We start from the raw sequence: 18,132 nt of genomic DNA on the forward strand, positions 1-18,132 counted from the left end.
GGGCCGGCGGCGCGAACGACGGGGCGCCGGCCTGCGGCGCGGGCGCGGCGGCCGGCTCCTCCTCGGCGACCTCGCCGCCGAAGTTCTTCAGCAGCGCATCGAGTCCGCCGTCGAAACCCTGACCGACCGCGGCGAACCGCCAGACGTCCTTCAGGTAGAAGTCACCCAGCATCACGGCACGCTCGGTGGTGAACTCGGCGCCGGTGAACGAGTACCGGGCCACCTCCTCACCGCCCGCCACGATGCGGATGTACCCGGGCGCGACCTGGGACATCTGTCCCACACCGTCGATGGTCGCCGTGAACGACAGTCTCTGGATCTGCGGAGGGATCTTGTCGAGGGTGACGCGGAAGGACTCCGTGTCGCCCGCCTGCGCGCCGAGGAGCTGAAGGGACTCCTCGGGGGACTTCGGCTGGTTGAAGAAGATGAAGTACCGGTCGTCCGAAAGCCGTTCCTCGGCGTCCAGACCGAAGCAGCTGATGTCGAAGGTCAGCCCCGGGCCGGTGATCTGCACACCCACGTACAGATCGGTGCCCGCGGTGAGGTCACTGATCCTGGCCTTGTGGCCGCGTTGGAATTCCCTGGCCATGCGTAACGACCGTCCCCCATCCCGAATACAAGTGCGTCGCGTCAGGCTAACGGCAAATTCCGGCCGTGGCGGAAGCCGGTACAGACCCGGTACACAAACCTGCTTCCGGTGGTCCGGGCAGGGGTTCGGCTCCGGTCCGCCGGACGTGCCTCACTCGCCGCGTGCCGCCGGCAGGTGGGGCAGCCGGTCGGCGGCGACCACTCCTTCGAGGTAGCCACGGGCCCGCTCGGTGCGCGGGTAGGCCTCTAGGAGCCGCCAGAAATCGGCTCCGTGGCCCGGTACGAGCAGATGCGCGAGCTCGTGGACGAGGACGTAGTCGACGACGTACTCGGGCATGCCCTGCAGGCGGTGCGAGAGTCGGATACTGCCCTCGGCAGGGGTGCACGAGCCCCAGCGCGTGTTCTGGTTGGTGACCCAGCGCACCGAGGTGGGCCGGGCCCGGCCGTCGAAGTAGAGCTCCGAGAGGCGCGCGGCACGCTCGGACAGCTCCGTGTCGCCGAGCACCCGCTTGTTCTCCTGGGCGGCCAGCTTGTCGAGCATGAAGGTGACCCAGCGCTGCTCCTCCGCCTCGGACATCCGGGCGGGAATGAGCACGACGGTGCGATCGCCCTCACGGTACGCGGAGACCGTTCTGCGCCGGCGCGCGCTCCTGCGGACCTCGATCGCGCTCGCCCCCGAGCCGCTTGGCGGCTGGCTCGTCGTGCTGCGCTGTGGGTTTCCGGCACGGTGCAGTGGGTCGGCGGGCACGCCCCGACGTTACCGGTTACGCATGGTGGAAGTCCCGTCTCCGGTACGCATCGATGCCGAACCGCACCCCACGCGCTTGATTTGTGTGACGAACATCCACCGCCTGTGGACAACTTTCGGCACGGGCCGGGCAATGCGGGCATCCTGGCATTCGACCGGCGGAGCAGGACGAACTCCGCCGGCGCACCGGGACGACAACGGGGACGTACGGGGGGGGTCGCTGCATGCATCCGATGGTGAAGCCCGCGCTGCGGCGCGGCTGGCGGGATCTGAACACCGTGCAGTTCGGGGTGGCGCCCGCGCACGCGATGGTGCTGGGCCCGCTGGACACGGCGACGGGCTCCCTGCTGACCTTGTTCGACGGAACACGCGGGCTGCCTCTGCTGCGTGACGAGGGGCGTCGGATGGGCCTGCCCGACGGCCATGTGGACGGTCTGGTGGAGCGGCTGTCCCGGGCCGGACTGCTGGACGACGCGACGGGTGGCGGTCCGGCCGCCGACGCCCTGCGCGGAAAACCGGCCGTCCTTGACCGGCTCCGGCCCGACGCCGCCTCGCTCTCCCTCGTCGCCCCCGAGCCCGGCGAGGCCATGCGCCGGCTGGCGGCCCGCCACACACTGCGCGTCCAGGTACGGGGCGCGGGCAGAGTCGGGGCCGTCCTGGCCTCGGCGCTGGCGGGCGCGGGGGTGGGCCGGGTCGATGTACAGGACGGCGGCTGCGTCGAGCCCTGGGACGTGGCGCCGGGCGGGTTGCCCGTGGAGTCCGTCGGCGAACGCAGGGACGAGGCCGCACGGCGCGCGGTACGCAGGGCGGCACCCGGCCGGCCGCCCCGTCGAGGAGGCGCCCGGTCCGCTGCCGGGCAGGACGACCCGGGCCTCTCCCTGGTGATCGTCGCGCCCCGCGACGGCCTCGCCGTCCACGCGCCCGACCCGGCGGCCTTCGAGCCATTGATCGACTCCGGTACGCCTCATCTGTTCGCCGGGGTCGTGGAGGGGACGGGCGTCGTCGGCCCGCTGGTCCTGCCCGGGGACACCGCCTGCGCGGGCTGTCTGGACCTCGGCCGCACCGACCGGGACCCGGCCTGGCCCCGCCTTCTCGCCCAGTGGCGCTCCGGGCGGCCCCGCCAGGTCCCGGCGTGCGATCTGACCCTGGCGGCCGCGGTCGCGGGGCTGGCCGCGGGGCACGCGCTGGCCTTCCTGGACGGGGGGCTACCGTCGAGTGCGGGAACCCGCTGGGAGGTCTCGGTACCCGGTTTCGACTGGCACGCCCGCCCGGTGTGGCAGCATCCCGCATGCCCCTGCGGGCCCGGGGAGAAAGGTAAGGGGGAGCAGACCTCGGAAGACGAAGGGCCGCACGAGACAATGGTCGGGCAACAGCCGCACGCGGCACGGCTGTCCGGTACTTGGAGGGCGCATGTCTGATCTTCCCCGGAAGGCGGTCACCCGGACCGCCAAGCTCGCCGCGCTACCGCTCGGCTTCGCCGGGCGGGCCACCTGGGGACTCGGCAAACGGATCGGCGGCAAGTCCGCGGAACTCGTGGGCCGCGAGCTGCAGCAGCGCACGGCCGAGCAGTTGTTCAAGGTGCTCGGCGAGCTCAAGGGCGGCGCCATGAAGTTCGGGCAGGCCATGTCCGTCTTCGAATCGGCTCTCCCCGAGGACATCGCGGGCCCTTATCGCGCGGCGCTCACGAAGCTCCAGGAAGCGGCCCCGCCGATGCCGACGCGCACGGTGCACACCGTGCTGGCCGAGCGGCTCGGCGAGGACTGGCAGGATCTGTTCCTGGAGTTCGAGGACAAGCCCGCCGCGGCCGCCTCGATCGGGCAGGTGCACCGGGCGGTCTGGCACGACGGCCGGCAGGTCGCGGTCAAGGTCCAGTACCCCGGGGCGGGCGAGGCCCTGCTGTCCGATCTGAACCAGCTCAGCCGTTTCGCCCGGCTGCTGGGACCGCTGATTCCGGGCATGGACATCAAGCCGCTCATCGCGGAACTGCGCGACCGGGTGTCCGAGGAGCTCGACTACGGCCTGGAGGCACAGGCACAGCAGGCACACGCGGAGGAGTTCGCGGACGACCCGGATGTGCTGGTGCCGGCGGTGGTCCATCAGCGCGAGCAGGTGCTGGTGACGGAGTGGATCGACGGGACACCGCTGTCCGAGGTGATAACCGACGGCACACCGGAGGAGCGGGACCGAGCCGGTCAGCTCCTCGCGCGCTTCCTCTTCTCGGGCCCCTCCCGCACCGGCCTGCTGCACGCCGACCCGCACCCGGGGAACTTCCGTCTCGTGCCGGCCGACGGTTCCGACGGCTCCGCCGACAGGAGCGGCTGGCGGCTGGGGGTCCTGGACTTCGGCACGGTGGACCGCCTCCCGGACGGACTGCCGTCGACGATCGGCGCGTCTTTGCGCATGACCCTCGACGGCGAGGCGGAGGCCGTCTACGACCTCCTCCGCGAGGAGGGCTTCGTCAAGGAATCCATAGAACTGGACCCGGACGCCGTCCTCGACTACCTGCTCCCCATCATCGAGCCGGCCCAGGTCGACGAGTTCACCTTCAGCCGGGGCTGGATGCGGAGCCAGGCGGCCCGGGTCGCCGACCCCCGCTCCCCCGCACACCAGTTGGGCAAGCAGCTCAATCTGCCCCCGGCGTATCTGCTGATCCACCGGGTGACTCTGAGCACCATCGGTGTGCTGTGCCAGCTGGGAGCGACGGTCCGGCTGCGGCAGGAGCTCGAGGAATGGCTTCCCGGCTTCCTGCCGGACGCGGAGCCGGAACCGGAGCTGGAGCTGGGCGAGGAGGAGGACTCGGCCGCCGGGGCGTGAGGTCTTCCCGCGCGTTCGCGGGGGCGACGCGACGCGGCGGGTGGCACGACGCACCGCGGGGGCCGGTCCGTTCGGACCGACCCCCGCGATCAGCGGTTGTTCGTGTTGCCTCGGCCAGTGGGCCTTACTGCATGACCGCCATGGCCAGGGCGCGGCGGGCACGCAGCGACGCGCGCTCGGCCCGGCGCTGCATACGGCGGGCGACCACCAGGCGCATGGCCCGGCGTTCCCTCTCCGCCTCCTGGATTCGCTCGTGCATATGCGCACGCGCGAGGGCTTCTGGGATGAGTTGCATCTCTCGGGTCCTGTTCTGACGCGAGTCGTTCGCGCCGGTGGCGGTGAAGTCTGGGATCGCGGAGCCGGTGGGCTCGCCGGTGGACGGCTTCATCGGGGCCTGTTTCTTGGGGTCGTGCGTCAGGGGGCGATCGATCGTTCCGGTGATGTTCATGCCGCAACCGGGTTCTTGCGCGGACGGCCACGCGGCCGCTTCCGGGCGACAACGACACCCTGGACGAAGAGCTCGCCGCCCCAGACGCCCCAGGGCTCACGCCGCTCCTTGGCGCCGGCGAGGCAGGCCTCGATCAGCGGGCAGGTGCGGCAGAGGGACTTGGCGTACTCGACATCGGCCGGCGACTCGGCGAAGAAGACCTCCGGGTCGTACGAACGGCAGGGGACGGGCACGCCGAGGTTCTCGATGGCGTCGTCGAGCGCGGTCAGCGCAGTGAGCGGGGTCAAGGTGGAGTCCTCCGTGGAGCCGGGCGGGGTGATCGTTTCGGAAGGCGGTACGGACGGGGCGTGCGCTTCGAGTTGCACGGCTGGTTTTCCTCGTCTGGTCGTGCCGGCCGGGTTGGCCGGTTGGCGGCTGGTACCGGGGTTTTCTCTTGTCCCGAGGCCCCTTCGCTCCGCCGTCCCCGGTCGGGGACAAACAGAAGGGCCGCGGATCCCGGGTGGGGTTCCGCGGCCCTGAAGGCGCCGGCCTGATCGTCGATCAGGCTGGATCACTCCAGGGGTCAGGCCCACGGAAGGCCCACATCGTGTGATGCGTCTGCTTGTTGGCTCCGGCACCGGCCGCCTCAAAGGCATAGGCCTTCGCCTGTGCCTCTACTGCTTCCAGTGCCTTCATCGGTCGCTCATTGCGCTCGCGGACAGGGAGTGTCGCGAGAGACACGGGGGACGCCGGCCGAATGGCAGCGATGCCGGACAGACCGGTGCCCAGGTTCGAGAAGCCGAGCAGGCAGGTGGAGACGACCGAGCGATCGGTCATTTTGGCGGTGCTGGCGGAGCTGGTGGTGATGCTGATCACTGGAATCGCCTCCTCTCGGCGTCTCTGGGACCGGGCGAGCCGGTCCGTCGGTTGTTAAGTACAGCACGAAACCTGGGCCTTCGAGAAGGCCGCCGTTTCCGTGCTCTAGAACTTATGGGGATTGCTGGGGCATGCGCAAACTATTTTCTCGACGATTTTGAATCATTCCTCGTCTTCACCGGTATCAGGCTCCTGACCTGCACAGATGGCGAGTACGTCGGTTCCGTAGCGGTTGAGCTTGCGGGCGCGGACGCCCGGGATGCGGGCCAGCTCAACCGGAGTGGACGGCACCGCTTCCGCGATGGCCATCAGCGTCTTGTCCGTGAAGACGCAGAAATCCGGCTGCCCGCTCCCCTGCGCCTGGACCGCTCGCCAGTCGCGCAGCCGTTCGTAGAGCCCTTCGTCCATGTCGGAGGGGCAGTCCTCGCAGCGCATCAGCTTCATCTCGCCGGCGTCGTTGAGCGTGCGACCGCAGACCCGGCAGCGGGCGGGGGTACGGGTGGTCCGCCGGGGTGCGTCGCCGAGGGCGCCGCCCGCGGCCCCGCGCTCGATGCCGCCGGGCCCGCCGGGGCCGGTCGCGCCTCTGCGGCCGGCAGTGGTGACGGAGCCGGGTCGCAGGCCGTCGAGGAACCGGCTGGGCCGCCGGTTGGGGCGGCCGCCGGGTGAGCGGGACTGCGACCAGGAGACGCTGAGGTGCTGTCTGGCGCGGGTGACACCGACGTAGAGGAGGCGGCGCTCCTCCTCGATCTGTTCGTCGGTCTTGGCGTAGGAGATCGGCATCATGCCCTCGGCGACACCGACCAGGAAGACGACGTCCCACTCCAGGCCCTTCGCGGAGTGGAGGGAGGCGAGGGTGACGCCCTGGACGGTCGGGGCGTGCTGCGCGCCGGCGCGCTCCTCGAGTTCGGCCACGAGGTCGCCGAGGGTGGCGTCGGCCTTGGCGGCGGCGAAGTCCTGGGCGAGGTTGGCGAGGGCAGCGAGGGATTCCCAGCGCTCTCTGACGGCGCCGGATCCCGCCGGTGGCTGATCGGTCCAGCCGTCCCCGGACAGGACGGCTCGTACCTGCGAGGGCAGGTCGGGGGCGTCGTCGAGGAGTGAGTCGTTGCCTCCGAAGCGGGCCGCGCCGCGCAGGGCGTGGACGGCCCGCTTGACCTCGGGGCGTTCGAAGAAGCGCTCGGCTCCGCGCAGCTGGTAGGGCACGGCGACATCGGCGAGGGCCTGCTCGTAGATCTCGGACTGCGAGTTCGTACGGAAGAGGATCGCGATCTCGCTCGCGGGGGTGCCCGAGGCCATGAGGTCGCGGATGCGGCGGGCGGCTCCCTCGGCCTCGGCGGGCTCGTCGGCGTACTCCGCGTAGCCGGGCTCGGGGCCCGCGGCCCGCTGGGAGATCAGCTCCAGCCGGTGGTCGGCGGCACGGCCGCGGGCCTGGGCGAGCAGGCCGTTGGCGAGGTGGACCACCTGGGGGGTCGAGCGGTAGTCGCGGACGAGTTTGACGACGGTGGCGCCGGGGTGGCGGGTGCGGAAGTCGAGGAGGTGGTCGGGGGTCGCGCCGGTGAACGAGTAGATGGTCTGGCTGGCGTCGCCGACGACGCAGAGGCTGTCGCGCTCGCCGAGCCACAGTTCCAGGAGACGTTGCTGAAGAGGGCTGACGTCCTGGTACTCGTCGACCACGAAGTGCTGGTACTGGGCGCGGACCGCTTCCGCGATGTGGTGCTGGTCCTGAAGGATGCCGACGGTCAGCAGCAGGACGTCCTCGAAGTCGATGACACCTCGGCCGCGCTTGACGTCCTCGTACGCGGCATAGAGCTGGGCGATCTCGGCGCGGTCGCGGGGGGCCTCGCGTCCGGCCTTCACGGCCGCCGCGGCGTAGTCGGCGGGGATGGTCTGGGTGACCTTGGACCATTCGATCTCGGCGGTGACGTCACGCAGTTCGCCGCGGTCGAGACGGATCCGGGAGGCGGCCGCGGCGTCGGCGACGAGCTGGATCTTGCGGTCGATGATGCGGGGCAGGCTGCCACCGACCGCTTTCGGCCAGAAGTACTGGAGCTGGCGCAGGGCGGCGGAGTGGAAGGTGCGGGCCTGGACCCCGGAGGCGCCGAGCTGGCGCAGACGGCCGCGCATCTCGCCCGCGGCCCGTGCGGTGAAGGTGACGGCGAGCACGCTGGAGGGCTGGAGGATCCCTGCCCGCACTCCGTAGGCGATGCGGTGGGTGATGGCACGGGTCTTGCCCGTGCCGGCCCCCGCGAGCACGCAGACCGGGCCGTGCAGGGCCGTGGCGACCTCGCGCTGCTCGGGGTCGAGCCCTTCGAGCACCGCGTCGGCCCCGCTCGGCGGTGCCGAGTACTGAGAGCCGTGGGTGCCCTGCGGGAAAAGGGTGGAATGCGATGCTGCTGTCACCCCGCCATGCTGCCAGGTCGGCCGGGACGGATGCGCCGGTTGTCCACAGGGAGCCGCTTGCAGTCGTACTAATACGGCAGGCGGTGCCGGACCGCGCACGGGAATGGCAGCCCGGTCGCGTACGTTCCCCTCACTGCGAACACGCACCTCCCTGCAGCGAAGGAGCACGAGAGACATGCCGGGCACTGTGACGATGTACAGCACCACGTGGTGCGGCTACTGCCGCCGGCTGAAGAGCCAGATGGACCGTGAGGGCATCACGTACGACGAGATCAACATCGAGCACGACCCGGCGTCCGCGGCGTTCGTGGAGAAGGCGAACGGCGGAAACCAGACAGTTCCCACCGTCCTCTTCCCGGACGGTTCGACGCTGACGAACCCTTCGCTGGCTCAGGTGAAGCAGAAGATCGGCGCCTAGGACCTGTCGCCGGTCCCGGGCGGCGGTCGCCTCAGGTGGCCGTTCCGCGCGTCGGCAGGGGCTTGCCGTACCAGAGCTCGATCAGACGGGCCGCAATCGAGATGCCGTACGGAGGCAGGACCTCCCCGGACTCGAAGGCGGCCCGCAGGTCTTCACGGGAGAACCAGCGCGCTTCCTCGATCTCCTCGCCGTCGACGTTGATCTCCGCCGAGGTCGCGCGGGCCATGAAGCCCAGCATGAGGCTGGAGGGGAACGGCCAGGGCTGGCTGGCGATGTACTCGACCTCGCCGACGGTGATGCCGGCCTCCTCGAACACCTCGCGGCGCACCGACTGCTCGATGGACTCGCCGGGCTCGACGAAGCCCGCGAGGGTGGAGAAGCGGCCCTCGGGCCAGTGCACCTGCCGGCCGAGCAGGATGCGGTCCTCGTTGTCCGTCACGGCCATGATCACGGCCGGGTCGGTACGGGGGTAGTGCTCGGCGCCGCAGGCGGGGCAGCGGCGGATGTGACCGGCCGCGGCGATCACCGTGCGCTCACCGCAGCGCGAGCAGAAGCGGTGCAGGCGCTGCCAGTTCTCCAGGGCGACCGCGTGCACCATGAGGCCCGCGTCGCGGGGCGACAGGAGCAGACCGGCCTCGCGCAGACCCGCCGCCCGCGCGGACTGGTCCATGCGGCCGGGCAGGGTGTCCTTCTGGAGGGCGAAGTAGCTCACGCCGTCGTCGTCGGTACCGAGGAAGTAGCGGTGCGCCTCGGTGAGCGGCGCTTCGAAGGACGGCGTCATGACGAGTTCGGTGGTGCCGTCGGGCGCCTCGTCGATGAGGACCTGACCGCCGGAGACCACGAAGGCGCGGGTGGTGGGGTGGCTCCACGCCGCGGCGAGCCAGGCCTCGTCGAGCCGGTGGTGGGCGGCCCGGTCGATGCCGCTCGGCGCGGTGAGCGAGATGGGACGGTCGGCGGTGTGGTCGGTCCAGGTGGTCACGGGTGCTTCCAACTCCCCCGGTGAAACGGTTGGTTCGGCAGGCTGTTCAGCCGGATGTCCGGATGTACGGCAGGACGTGTGCGGCGGCGCTTCTTCAATGTGCATCTCGCCAGTTCTGGGCCAGATCGCCCCACAGGTGGGCGGAGGTCTCGACGCCTTTGAGGAGGAGGTCCAGTTCGACCTTCTCGTTCGGGGCGTGCCAGCCGTCGGACGGGACCGAGATGCCGAGGAACAGCACCGGGGCGGCGAGGACGTCCTGGAGGTCCGCGGCGGGCCCTGAGCCGCCTTCGCGGGTGAAGCGGATCTCCTTCTCGAAGACCCGGCCCATGGCGCGTACGACGGACTGCAGGGCGGGGTGGTCGAGCGGTGTCAGGCACGGGCGCGTGGCGGCGCCGAAGGTGATCTCGTGGCGGATTCCGGCGGGCAGCTGCTCGGCGGCCCAGGTGCGCACGGCCTTCTCGATGTGGTCGGGGTCCTGTCCGGCGACGAGCCGGAAGGAGAGTTTGACCATCGCCGAGGACGGGACGATCGTCTTGTTGCCGGGGCCCTGGTAGCCGCCGCCGATGCCGTTGACCTCGGCGGTCGGGCGGGCCCAGACACGCTCCAGGGTGGTGTGGCCGCTCTCTCCGTGGGTGGCCGCGGACCGGGCGGTGCGCAGCCAGCGCTCCTCGTCGAAGGGCAGCTCGGCGAAGAGTTCCCGCTCACGGTCGGTGAGTTCGGTGATGCCTTCGTAGAAGCCGGGGATCGCCACGCGCGCGTGCTCGTCGTGCAGGGCGGCCACGAGGCGGGCGACGGCGGTGGCCGGATTGGGCACGGCGCCGCCGAAGGAGCCGGAGTGGATGTCCTGGTCGGGCCCGTACAGTTGGATCTCGCACTCGGCGAGGCCGCGCATGCCGGTGCAGACCGTGGGGGTGTCCTCGGACCACATACCGGTGTCGGAGACGATCACGGCGTCGGCGCTCAGCCGGTCCTTGCGGGCTTCGACGAGGTCGCGGAAGTGCGGGGAGCCGGACTCCTCCTCGCCCTCGATCAGCAGCTTGAGGTGGACCGCGGGAGTGGTGCGGCCCGTGGCGGCGAGGTGGGCTCGGACGCCGAGTGTGTGGAAGAACACCTGCCCCTTGTCGTCGGCGGCCCCGCGCGCGTAGAGGCGGTTACCGCGAATGACGGGCTCGAAGGGGTCGGTGTCCCAGCCGTCCTCGCGGGCGGCGGGCTGTACGTCGTGGTGGCCGTAGACGAGCACCGTGGGTGCCTGCGGGTCGTCGGAGGGCCATTCGGCGAAGACAGCGGGTGCGCCGGGGGTCGCCCAGACCTCGCAGGTCGGGAAGCCCGTCTCCCGCAGTTTCGCGGCGAGCCAGTCGGCGCTGCGCCGTACGTCCGCGGCGTGCTCGGGCTGGGCCGAGACGGACGGGATGCGCAGCCATTCGGCGAGGTCGTCGAGGAAGGCTGCGCGGTGCTGCTCGGTGTACGCGCGGACGGCGCTGTCCGGAGTCTTGCTCATGGTCACGAGCCTATCCGTCCACGCGTGCGTGCTGGTCCGGCGGTTCGTCGGGAACCCCTTCGGGTGGTTCTTCCAGGAGGAGGCGCTCCAGCGCGGCCCGGTCCGGCAGGTTCTCGGGGCGCACGATCTCGCCGCTGCGCACGTACAGGAAGGCAGCTCGTACGGATTCCAGGGGGATGCCGTGCTGCTCGGCCCAGGCCAGCCGGTAGACGGCGAGCTGGAGCGGATCGGCGGTGCGGGTGCGGCTGGTCTTCCAGTCGACGATCTCGTACGTCGGCGTCGCTCGCCCGTCTCCGTGCTCGTCGCCCTCTTCTTTGTAGACCGCGTCGATCCGGCCCCGTACGACGCGGCCGGCGATGGCGAGCTGGAAGGGGGCCTCGACCCGGTAGGGCGTGCGGTGCGCGTAGGGGGTGCGTTCGAAGGCGTTCTTGAGGGCTTCCAGGTCGCGTTCGTCGGCGATCTCGGCCTCGCTGCCGGGCAGGTCCTCCGGCTCCAGCATCGGGAGCCGCAGCTCTTCGAAGCGGGCTTCGACCCAGGCGTGGAAGCGGGTGCCCCGGCGGGCGGCGGGCTGGGGCGGGCGCGGCATGGGGCGGGCCAGTTCCTGGGCGAACCCTTCCGGGTCCGCGGCCAGACGCAGCAGCTGGGAGGCGGTCAGGGAGGCCGGCAGGGGGACGTCCGTGACGCTCTCGCGGGCACGCAGGAGTTCCCCGGTGAGGGCATCCAGGTCGCGGTCCCAGGAGGCGATGGTGCGGGCTTCCTCGGGGGTGAGGCGCGTGCTCTCGTCGGGGTGCGGACGGGCGTCCGGGGCGGGACTGGGGTGCGGGACCGTCGGACGGTCGGGGGCCGTGGGACGGTCGGGGGCCGGCGGACGGTCGGACGTCGCCGGGTGATGGGGAGTCGCCGGACGGTTCGGTGTCCACGAGTCCCAGCCGTCCAAGTCTGCGTCCGCGAAATCGGCCTCTTCGTAAGGAGGCTCGTCCTCCTCCGGCGGCGGCCAGTCCGGATCGTCGTAGGGGCCCGGATCGTCGTAGGAACCCGGGTCCTCGTAGGGGCCCGGGTCGTCGGGCGCCGAGGGGTGGGCCGTCTCGTGGGAGTGGCCGGACTCCAGGTGGGCCAGCACCGTCCGTGCGGCCTCGCGCCGGCGGGCCGTCGCCAGGTCGTCCAGCGGGAGCGGCCAGGCGTGGTCGCCGCCGGCCGCCAGCAGCGCGGGGTTCTCCTCGTCCTCCTCCGGTTCGTCCTCCCATGCCTCGATCTCGCCGTGCCCGGCCGCGCAGTGCTCGTACAGGGCGTGCAGGAAGTCGGAGGGGCCGCGGGGCTTCTTCTGGGAGGGGCCCCACCAGTGGCCTGAGCCGAGCAGCAGGGAGCGGGGGCGGGTGAAGGTGACGTAGCCGAGGCGCAGTTCCTCGGTGTGCTGGTGCTCCTTCATGGCCTCGTGGAAGGCCTTCATGCTGCGGGAGTCCCAGGCGTCGATGTCGGGCAGTGTGTCGGCGTCGCCGCGCAGTTCGTGCGGCAGGACCTTGCCCTGGGCGGTCCATTTCTCCCGGCCCTGCCCGCTGGGGAACGTGCCGGTGACGAGTCCCGGGACCACGACGACGTCCCATTCCAGGCCCTTGGACTTGTGCGCGGTGAGCACCTTGACGGTGTTCTCCCCGCCGGGCAGCGCGTTGTCGAGGCCCTTCTCGTACTGGGCCGCGGTGCGCAGGAAGCCGAGGAAGGCCAGCAGGCTCGCCTCGCCCTCGTTCGCGGCGAAGGAGGCGGCGACGTCCAGGAAGTTGGACAGGGTCTCGCGGCGGCGGGCGGCCAGGGCGTGCGGGGACGCGGAGAGCTCCACCTCAAGACCCGTGGTGGCGAGGACCCGGTGCAGGACGTCCATGAGCGGGTCGGAGAGCGAGCGGCGCAGATCGCGCAGTTCGGTGGCGAGCCGCGCGAACCGTACGCGGGCGTCGGCCGAGAACGGCAGCCCGTCGTCGTCCCCCTCACCGCCGAGGGGTGTCTCCAGGAAGGTGTCCAGCGCGTCAGCGAGGGAGATCACCTCGGCCGGGTCGACGCCTTCGACGGCTGCGGCGAGCCGCAGGTCGGGGTCGTCGTCGGCGCCGACGCGCGTGTGGGACACGAGCAGGCGGGCCCGGCGGCCCAGGAGGGCGAGGTCGCGGGGGCCGATACGCCAGCGCGGTCCGGTCAGCAGACGGACCAGTGAGGCGTTGGCGCCGGGGTCCTGGAGGACCTCGCAGACGGCCACCAGGTCGGCCACCTCGGGCAGGTGCAGCAGCCCGGAGAGCCCGACGACCTCCACCGGGACGTCCCGGGCGACGAGCGCGCCCTGGATCTGGGCGAAGTCGGTCGCGGTGCGGCACAGGACGGCGATCTCGCCGGGGGCCTTGCCGGTGCGTACGAGATGGGCGACGGAGTCGGCGAGCCAGTCCATCTCCTCGGCGTGCGTACGCAGCAGGGCGCAGCGCACCATGCCGTCACGCTCGGCGCCGGGGGCGGGGCGAAGCGCCTCCACGCCCGCGTGCATGGCGCGCAGGGGTTCCGCGAGGCCGTTGGCGAGGTCGAGGAGGCGGCCGCCGCTGCGACGGTTCTCGCTGAGCGACTGGCGGGTCGCCGGGCGGCCGTCGGCGTGCGCGAAGTGCTCGGGGAAGTCGTCGAGGTTGGCCACGGAGGCGCCGCGCCAGCCGTAGATGGCCTGGCAGGGGTCTCCCACGGCGGTCACCGGGTGACCCGTGCCGCCGCCGAACAGACCGGCCAGGAGGATGCGCTGGGCCACGGACGTGTCCTGGTACTCGTCGAGGAGGACCACCCGGAACTCGTCCCGCAGGATGCCGCCGACCTCGGCGCGGGTGCGGGCGAGGGTCGCCGAGAGGGCGATCTGGTCGCCGAAGTCGAGGAGGTCGCGCTCGCGCTTGGCCTTCCTGTAGCGGTCCACCAGCTCGGTCAGTTCACGCCGGGCGGCGGCCGTCTCCGGGACCTTGCGCAGGTCGGCGTTGGTGAGTTTGGCGCCCTCCAGGTCGTGCAGCAACCGGGCGTCGTAGGCGCGCAGTTCCTCGGGGCGTACGAGGTGTTCGGCGAGCTCGGAGTCGAGGGTGAGGAGATCGCTGACCAGGTCGGGGAAGGAGCGGGTCAGCGCGGGATAAGGGCCCGGTGCCTCGCGCAGGACGCGGGCCGCGAGCTGGTAGCGCGTGGCGTCGGCGAGGAGGCGCGCGGTGGGTTCGAGTCCGATGCGCAGCCCGTGATCGGTCAAGAGACGGCCGGCGAAGGCGTGGTAGGTGGAGATCACCGGTTCACCCGGCGGGTTGTCCGGGTCGATCACGTCCGGGTCGGTGACCCCGGCCTTGATCAGCGCCTTCCGTACGCGCTCGGCGAGCTCGCCCGCCGCCTTGTTGGTGAACGTCAGGCCGAGGACCTGCTCGGGGGCCACCTGTCCGGTGCCGACCAGCCACACCACACGCGCGGCCATCACCGTGGTCTTGCCGGAGCCGGCTCCGGCCACGATCACCTGCGGGGCGGGCGGGGCGGTGATGCAGGCCGTCTGCTCCGGGGTGAACGGGATACCGAGGAGCTCCTTGAGCTGCTCGGGATCGGAGATACGGGCTGGCACGTCAGAGAGGCTAGTCGCGCCCACTGACAGTCGGTGCCGATTCGGCGGCAGGGTCGAAGGATGCGCAGGTCAGCACACGTGGTGCCGTATGTCACTTCGCATGACTTCGCATCACTTCATACGCGGCGGACACCATTTGTCCAGTATCGCCGTGTATCCGGCGGGGCCTGCGGACGGCTGCCCGGGGCCGGGCCCCATCACTCGACGACGTGCCGTCCCTCGGGGCGGGCGCTGCACGAGGCCCGGAACGCGCAGTGTGTGCAGTGCTGGCCGGTCGTCGGCGTGAACCGTTCGTCGAGGACCTTGCCCGCGGCGGTGGCGAGGAGGTCGCCGACCCACTCCCCCTCCAGCGGCTCCTGGGCCTGCACCTTGGGCAGGGTCTCGCCGCCGTCCTTCTTCGGGGCTCCCTGGCGGAGCTGGACGAGTTCGGCGCCGCCGGGCTCGGGGCGTGCGCCGTCGAAGGCCTCGTCCACGGCGCCCTCGTTGACCGCGAGCTGGTAGACGGCGAGCTGCGGGTGGTGGGCCACGTCGGCTGCGCTCGGTGCCTGCTTGCCGGTCTTGAAGTCGACCACGTAGGCGCGGCCCTCGGCGTCCCGCTCGACGCGGTCCATGGAGCCGCGGATACGGACTTCGTAGGAGCCCGCTTCGAGGGTGACGTCGAAGTCGTGCTCGCTGGCCACGGGAGTGCGTTCGCCGCGGTCCATGACGTGCCACTTCAGGAAGCGTTCGAGCGCCACGCGCGCGTGCTCCTTCTCCTGGGCCGACTTCCAGGGCGCGTCGAAGGCGAGCGCCTCCCACACGGAGTCGAGGCGTTCCATGAGGACGGCCAGGTCGGCGGGCGTGCGGCCGGAGGCGACCTCGTCCGCCAGGACGTGCACCACGTTGCCGAAGCCCTGGGCGGCGGTCGCGGGGGCGTCGGCCTTCACCTCGCGGCCCAGGAACCACTGCAGGGCGCAGGTGTTGGCGAGCTGGTCGAGGGCGCTGCCGGAGAGCACGACGGGGTGGTCGCGGTCGCGCAGCGGCACCTTGCTCTCGGTGGGTTCGTACATGCCCCACCAGCGGTAGGGGTGCGCGGACGGCACCAGGGGGCGGCCGTCCTCGTCGCCGAGCGCGGCGAGTCTGCCCAGGCGACGGGCGGCCGCCTCCCTGAGGGTGGCCGAGACGCGGGGGTCGACCGTGGTGGCCCGCAGTTCCGCGACGAGCGCGGCGACGGACAGGGGGCGGCGGGGGCGGCCCGTTATGTCCTTGGGCTCCGTGCCGAGTTCGGTGAGGAAACGGGAAGGCTGGTCGCCGTCGTCCGCGGGCGCCTTCACGGCGGTGACGACGAGCCGTTCCCGCGCGCGTGTGGCGGCCACGTAGAACAGACGGCGCTCTTCGGAGAGGAGCGCTCCGGGGGTGAGCGGCTCGGCGAGACCGTCACGTCCGATGCGGTCGGCCTCCAGAAGGGAACCGCGACGGCGCAGGTCGGGCCACAGACCCTCCTGGACGCCCGCGACGACGACCAGGCGCCACTCCAGGCCCTTGGAGCGGTGCGCGGTCATCAGACGTACGGCGTCGGGGCGCACGGCCCTTCGGGTGAGCGTGTCGGCGGCGATGTCCTGGGCGTCGACCTCCTCCAGGAAGTTGAGGGCGCCCCGGCCGCCGGTGCGTTCCTCGGCGCGGGCCGCGGTGGCGAACAGCGCGCACACGGCGTCGAGGTCGCGGTCCGCGTTGCGGCCGGCCGCGCCGCCGCGCCGGGCGGCCCGCTCCAGGCGCTGGGGCCAGGGTGTGCCGTCCCACAGCTCCCAGAGCGCCTCCTCGGCCGTGCCGCCCCCCGCCAGGCGCTCGCGTGCCTTGCGCAGGAGGGCGCCCAGGCGCTGGGCCCCGCGCGCGTACGACGGGTCGTGGGCGACCAGCCGCTCCGGCTCGGCCAGGGCCCGCGCCAGCAACTCGTCGGAGGGCGGCGGCACGTGGTTGCCCGCGGCGCGCTCCTCCTCGCGCAGGGCACGGCCCAGCCGGCGCAGGTCGGCGGCGTCCATACCGGCCAGGGGTGACGCGAGGAGGGTGAGCGCGGTCTCGACGTCGAGCCACGGCCTCTCCGGGACGGCCTGCTCCTCCTGGCCGGACCGCTCCTCCTCGCCGGCTCCCGCCTCCTGGCCGGACCCGTCCTGCGAGTCGGCTCCCTCCTGCGAATCGGGTCCCTCCGAAGTCGCCTCGACCGAAGCGGGCTCCCCGGAGAGGGACCCTTCCGAAGTCGCCTCTCCGGAGTAAACCGTCTCGGCGGGAGTGGTCTCGGCAGGGATCCCGGCGGAAAGGGTCGCGGGAGGGATCTCGGGGGAAGGGGTCTCCCCCAGTTCCGCCACGGCCACTGCCTTGAGCGCCGTCAGCAGGGGCGTCACCGCCGGTTCGTGCCGCAGGGGCAGGTCGTCGCCGTCGATGTCGAGGGGCACCCCGGCCGCGGTGAGCGTGCGGCGGATCGTCGGGATGGTGCGGGAGCCGGCGCGCACCAGGACGGCCATGTCCTTCCACGGAACGCCGTCCTCCAGGTGGGCCCGGCGCAGGATGTCCGCGATGTTGTCCAGCTCCGTACCGGCGGTCGGGTACGTGTAGACCTCCACCTGGCCGCCGTCCCGTACGGGGGCCAGCTCACGGTGGGCGCGTACCTTCTCCGCCGGGAGGCGGGTCAGGGGCATGCGCCGGGTCAGCCGCCGGGTGGCCGCCAGCAGGTCCGCGCCCGACCTGCGGGACGTCCTCAGGACCTCGACCGGCGCCGGTGTGCCGTCCACGCGCGGGAAGACGTCCGGGAACTCCAGGATGCCGTTCACGTCGGCGCCCCGGAACGCGTAGATCGACTGGTCGGGGTCGCCGAAGGCCACCAGGGTGCGGCCGCCGCCCGCGAGCGCGTCCAGGAGCCGCAGCTGTGCCGGGTCGGTGTCCTGGTACTCGTCGACGAAGACCGCGTCGTACCGCTCGGCGAGCCGCTCCGCCACGCCCGGTCGCCGGGCGAGCAGCACCGCGCGGTGCACCAGTTCCGCGTAGTCGAGCACGCCCTGCATGTCGAGCACGTCGAGGTACTCGGCGAGGAAGGCGGAGGCGGCCAGCCAGTCGGGCCGGCCGATGCGCCTGGCGAAGGTCTGGAGGGCGTCGGGGCCGAGGCCCAGCTCACGACTGCGGGCGAGGACCGCGCGGACCTCGTCGGCGAAGCCGCGCGTCGTCAGGCACGCGCGCAGTTCGTCCGGCCAGCGCACATGGGCGAGGCCGAGCCGCTCCAGGCCGGGCTGGCCCGCGAGCAGTTCCCGTACCGCCACGTCCTGTTCGGGACCGGAGAGCAGCCGCATCGGTTCCACGAACAGGTCGGTGTCCTGGTGGGCCCGGACCAGGGCGTAGCAGAAGGAGTGGAAGGTCGTCGCCTGGGGCGCGCGGGCCGCTCCTATGCGCAGCGCCATGCGGTCACGCAGTTCCACGGCGGCCTTGCGGCTGAACGTCAGTACCAGGATGCGCTCGGGGTCCGCGCCGCGGGCGATCCGGGCCGCCACGGACTCGACGAGCGTGGTCGTCTTGCCGGTCCCCGGACCTGCGAGAACGAGCAGCGGGCCCGTCTCGTGGTCAACCACCGCCCGCTGGGCTGCGTCCAGCAGAGGGGGAGCCACCCGTACCGGCGGGGTACGCACCAGCCGGTAAGCGCCACGGGTCCCCTGTCGACCCTGGGGGTACGACAGGCGCCTGGTGGAGAAAGAGGAGCTCACGTGGTTCGCCGGTCCTGGTGGGTGTGCTGGGGATTGTCACTGTCGGCGCGGAACGCCGTCGGTG

General features: G+C 71.9%; 13 protein-coding genes. 3 read left to right on the forward strand and 10 right to left on the reverse strand.

Translation table 11 applies throughout. The features are described 5' to 3' along the window. Both IE278_RS04720 and IE278_RS04725 read right to left on the reverse strand, forming a co-directional pair. Positions 1 to 589 (reverse strand): TerD family protein (locus tag IE278_RS04720; protein WP_189769132.1); only part of this gene is annotated, 589 nt, incomplete at its 3' end. A gap of 150 nt (positions 590 to 739) precedes the next feature. Then, a complete protein-coding gene (locus IE278_RS04725) occupies positions 740 to 1,336 on the reverse strand; it encodes a M48 metallopeptidase family protein (protein ID WP_189769134.1) in 597 nt (198 codons plus the stop codon). Between the two features lie 224 nt (positions 1,337 to 1,560). Here IE278_RS04725 and IE278_RS04730 point away from each other — a divergent pair, with 224 nt between their 5' ends. Both IE278_RS04730 and IE278_RS04735 read left to right on the forward strand, forming a co-directional pair. Then, positions 1,561 to 2,754, forward strand: a complete 1,194-nt coding sequence (locus tag IE278_RS04730) for a TOMM precursor leader peptide-binding protein (RefSeq protein ID WP_189769136.1) — start codon at positions 1,561 to 1,563, stop codon at positions 2,752 to 2,754. Continuing rightward, on the forward strand, positions 2,747 to 4,150 hold the full coding sequence (locus tag IE278_RS04735) for an ABC1 kinase family protein (RefSeq protein WP_189769138.1): 1,404 nt from the start codon (positions 2,747 to 2,749) through the stop codon (positions 4,148 to 4,150). Before IE278_RS04730 ends, IE278_RS04735 begins: the two co-directional genes overlap by 8 nt. Positions 4,151 to 4,274: 124 nt before the next feature. Here IE278_RS04735 and IE278_RS04740 read toward each other — a convergent pair whose 3' ends face one another. The 4 genes from IE278_RS04740 to IE278_RS04755 all read right to left on the reverse strand — a co-directional run bounded on the left by IE278_RS04740 (position 4,275) and on the right by IE278_RS04755 (position 7,850). After that, on the reverse strand, positions 4,275 to 4,598 hold the full coding sequence (locus IE278_RS04740; protein WP_189769140.1) for a putative WhiB-interacting protein: 324 nt from the start codon (positions 4,596 to 4,598) through the stop codon (positions 4,275 to 4,277). Further along, positions 4,595 to 4,963: a WhiB family transcriptional regulator gene (locus IE278_RS04745; protein WP_107020143.1), complete on the reverse strand. Its 369-nt coding sequence runs from the start codon at positions 4,961 to 4,963 to the stop codon at positions 4,595 to 4,597. The genes IE278_RS04740 and IE278_RS04745 overlap by 4 nt, the downstream gene beginning before the upstream one ends. 175 nt (positions 4,964 to 5,138) lie before the next feature. After that, complete coding sequence (locus IE278_RS04750) at positions 5,139 to 5,453, reverse strand: hypothetical protein (protein ID WP_189769143.1); 315 nt, start codon at positions 5,451 to 5,453, stop codon at positions 5,139 to 5,141. Positions 5,454 to 5,615: 162 nt separating this feature from the next. Then, complete coding sequence (locus IE278_RS04755) at positions 5,616 to 7,850, reverse strand: ATP-dependent DNA helicase UvrD2 (protein ID WP_189769145.1); 2,235 nt, start codon at positions 7,848 to 7,850, stop codon at positions 5,616 to 5,618. A gap of 175 nt (positions 7,851 to 8,025) precedes the next feature. Here IE278_RS04755 and IE278_RS04760 point away from each other — a divergent pair, with 175 nt between their 5' ends. Then, on the forward strand, positions 8,026 to 8,268 hold the full coding sequence (locus IE278_RS04760) for a mycoredoxin (protein WP_107020145.1): 243 nt from the start codon (positions 8,026 to 8,028) through the stop codon (positions 8,266 to 8,268). Positions 8,269 to 8,299: 31 nt separating this feature from the next. Here the strand turns inward: IE278_RS04760 and nudC are convergent, their stop codons facing one another. The 4 genes from nudC to IE278_RS04780 form a co-directional block, all read right to left on the reverse strand. After that, positions 8,300 to 9,247 (reverse strand): NAD(+) diphosphatase, encoded by a 948-nt coding sequence (gene nudC, locus IE278_RS04765; RefSeq protein ID WP_189769147.1) that lies wholly within the window; start codon positions 9,245 to 9,247, stop codon positions 8,300 to 8,302. Positions 9,248 to 9,341: 94 nt separating this feature from the next. Continuing rightward, complete coding sequence (locus IE278_RS04770) at positions 9,342 to 10,745, reverse strand: dipeptidase (protein WP_189769149.1); 1,404 nt, start codon at positions 10,743 to 10,745, stop codon at positions 9,342 to 9,344. A 10-nt stretch (positions 10,746 to 10,755) separates the two neighbouring features. After that, positions 10,756 to 14,343: an ATP-dependent helicase gene (locus IE278_RS04775; RefSeq protein WP_189769151.1), complete on the reverse strand. Its 3,588-nt coding sequence runs from the start codon at positions 14,341 to 14,343 to the stop codon at positions 10,756 to 10,758. A 197-nt stretch (positions 14,344 to 14,540) separates the two neighbouring features. After that, a complete protein-coding gene (locus IE278_RS04780; RefSeq protein ID WP_189769153.1) occupies positions 14,541 to 18,068 on the reverse strand; it encodes an ATP-dependent helicase in 3,528 nt (1,175 codons plus the stop codon). Positions 18,069 to 18,132 lie beyond the last annotated feature (64 nt).

The organism is Streptomyces tauricus (assembly GCF_014650955.1).
In the GTDB taxonomy this organism is placed as follows: domain Bacteria; phylum Actinomycetota; class Actinomycetes; order Streptomycetales; family Streptomycetaceae; genus Streptomyces; species Streptomyces tauricus.

What these genes read in the sequence shown, in the direction of transcription:
- IE278_RS04760 (WP_107020145.1), top strand. Translation starts at nt 8,026, where the DNA reads ATGCCGGGCACTGTGACGATGTACAGCACCACGTGGTGCGGCTACTGC.
- IE278_RS04735 (WP_189769138.1), top strand. Translation starts at nt 2,747, where the DNA reads ATGTCTGATCTTCCCCGGAAGGCGGTCACCCGGACCGCCAAGCTCGCC.
- IE278_RS04730 (WP_189769136.1), top strand. Translation starts at nt 1,561, where the DNA reads ATGCATCCGATGGTGAAGCCCGCGCTGCGGCGCGGCTGGCGGGATCTG.
- IE278_RS04740 (WP_189769140.1), bottom strand. Translation starts at nt 4,598, where the DNA reads ATGAACATCACCGGAACGATCGATCGCCCCCTGACGCACGACCCCAAG.
- IE278_RS04770 (WP_189769149.1), bottom strand. Translation starts at nt 10,745, where the DNA reads ATGAGCAAGACTCCGGACAGCGCCGTCCGCGCGTACACCGAGCAGCAC.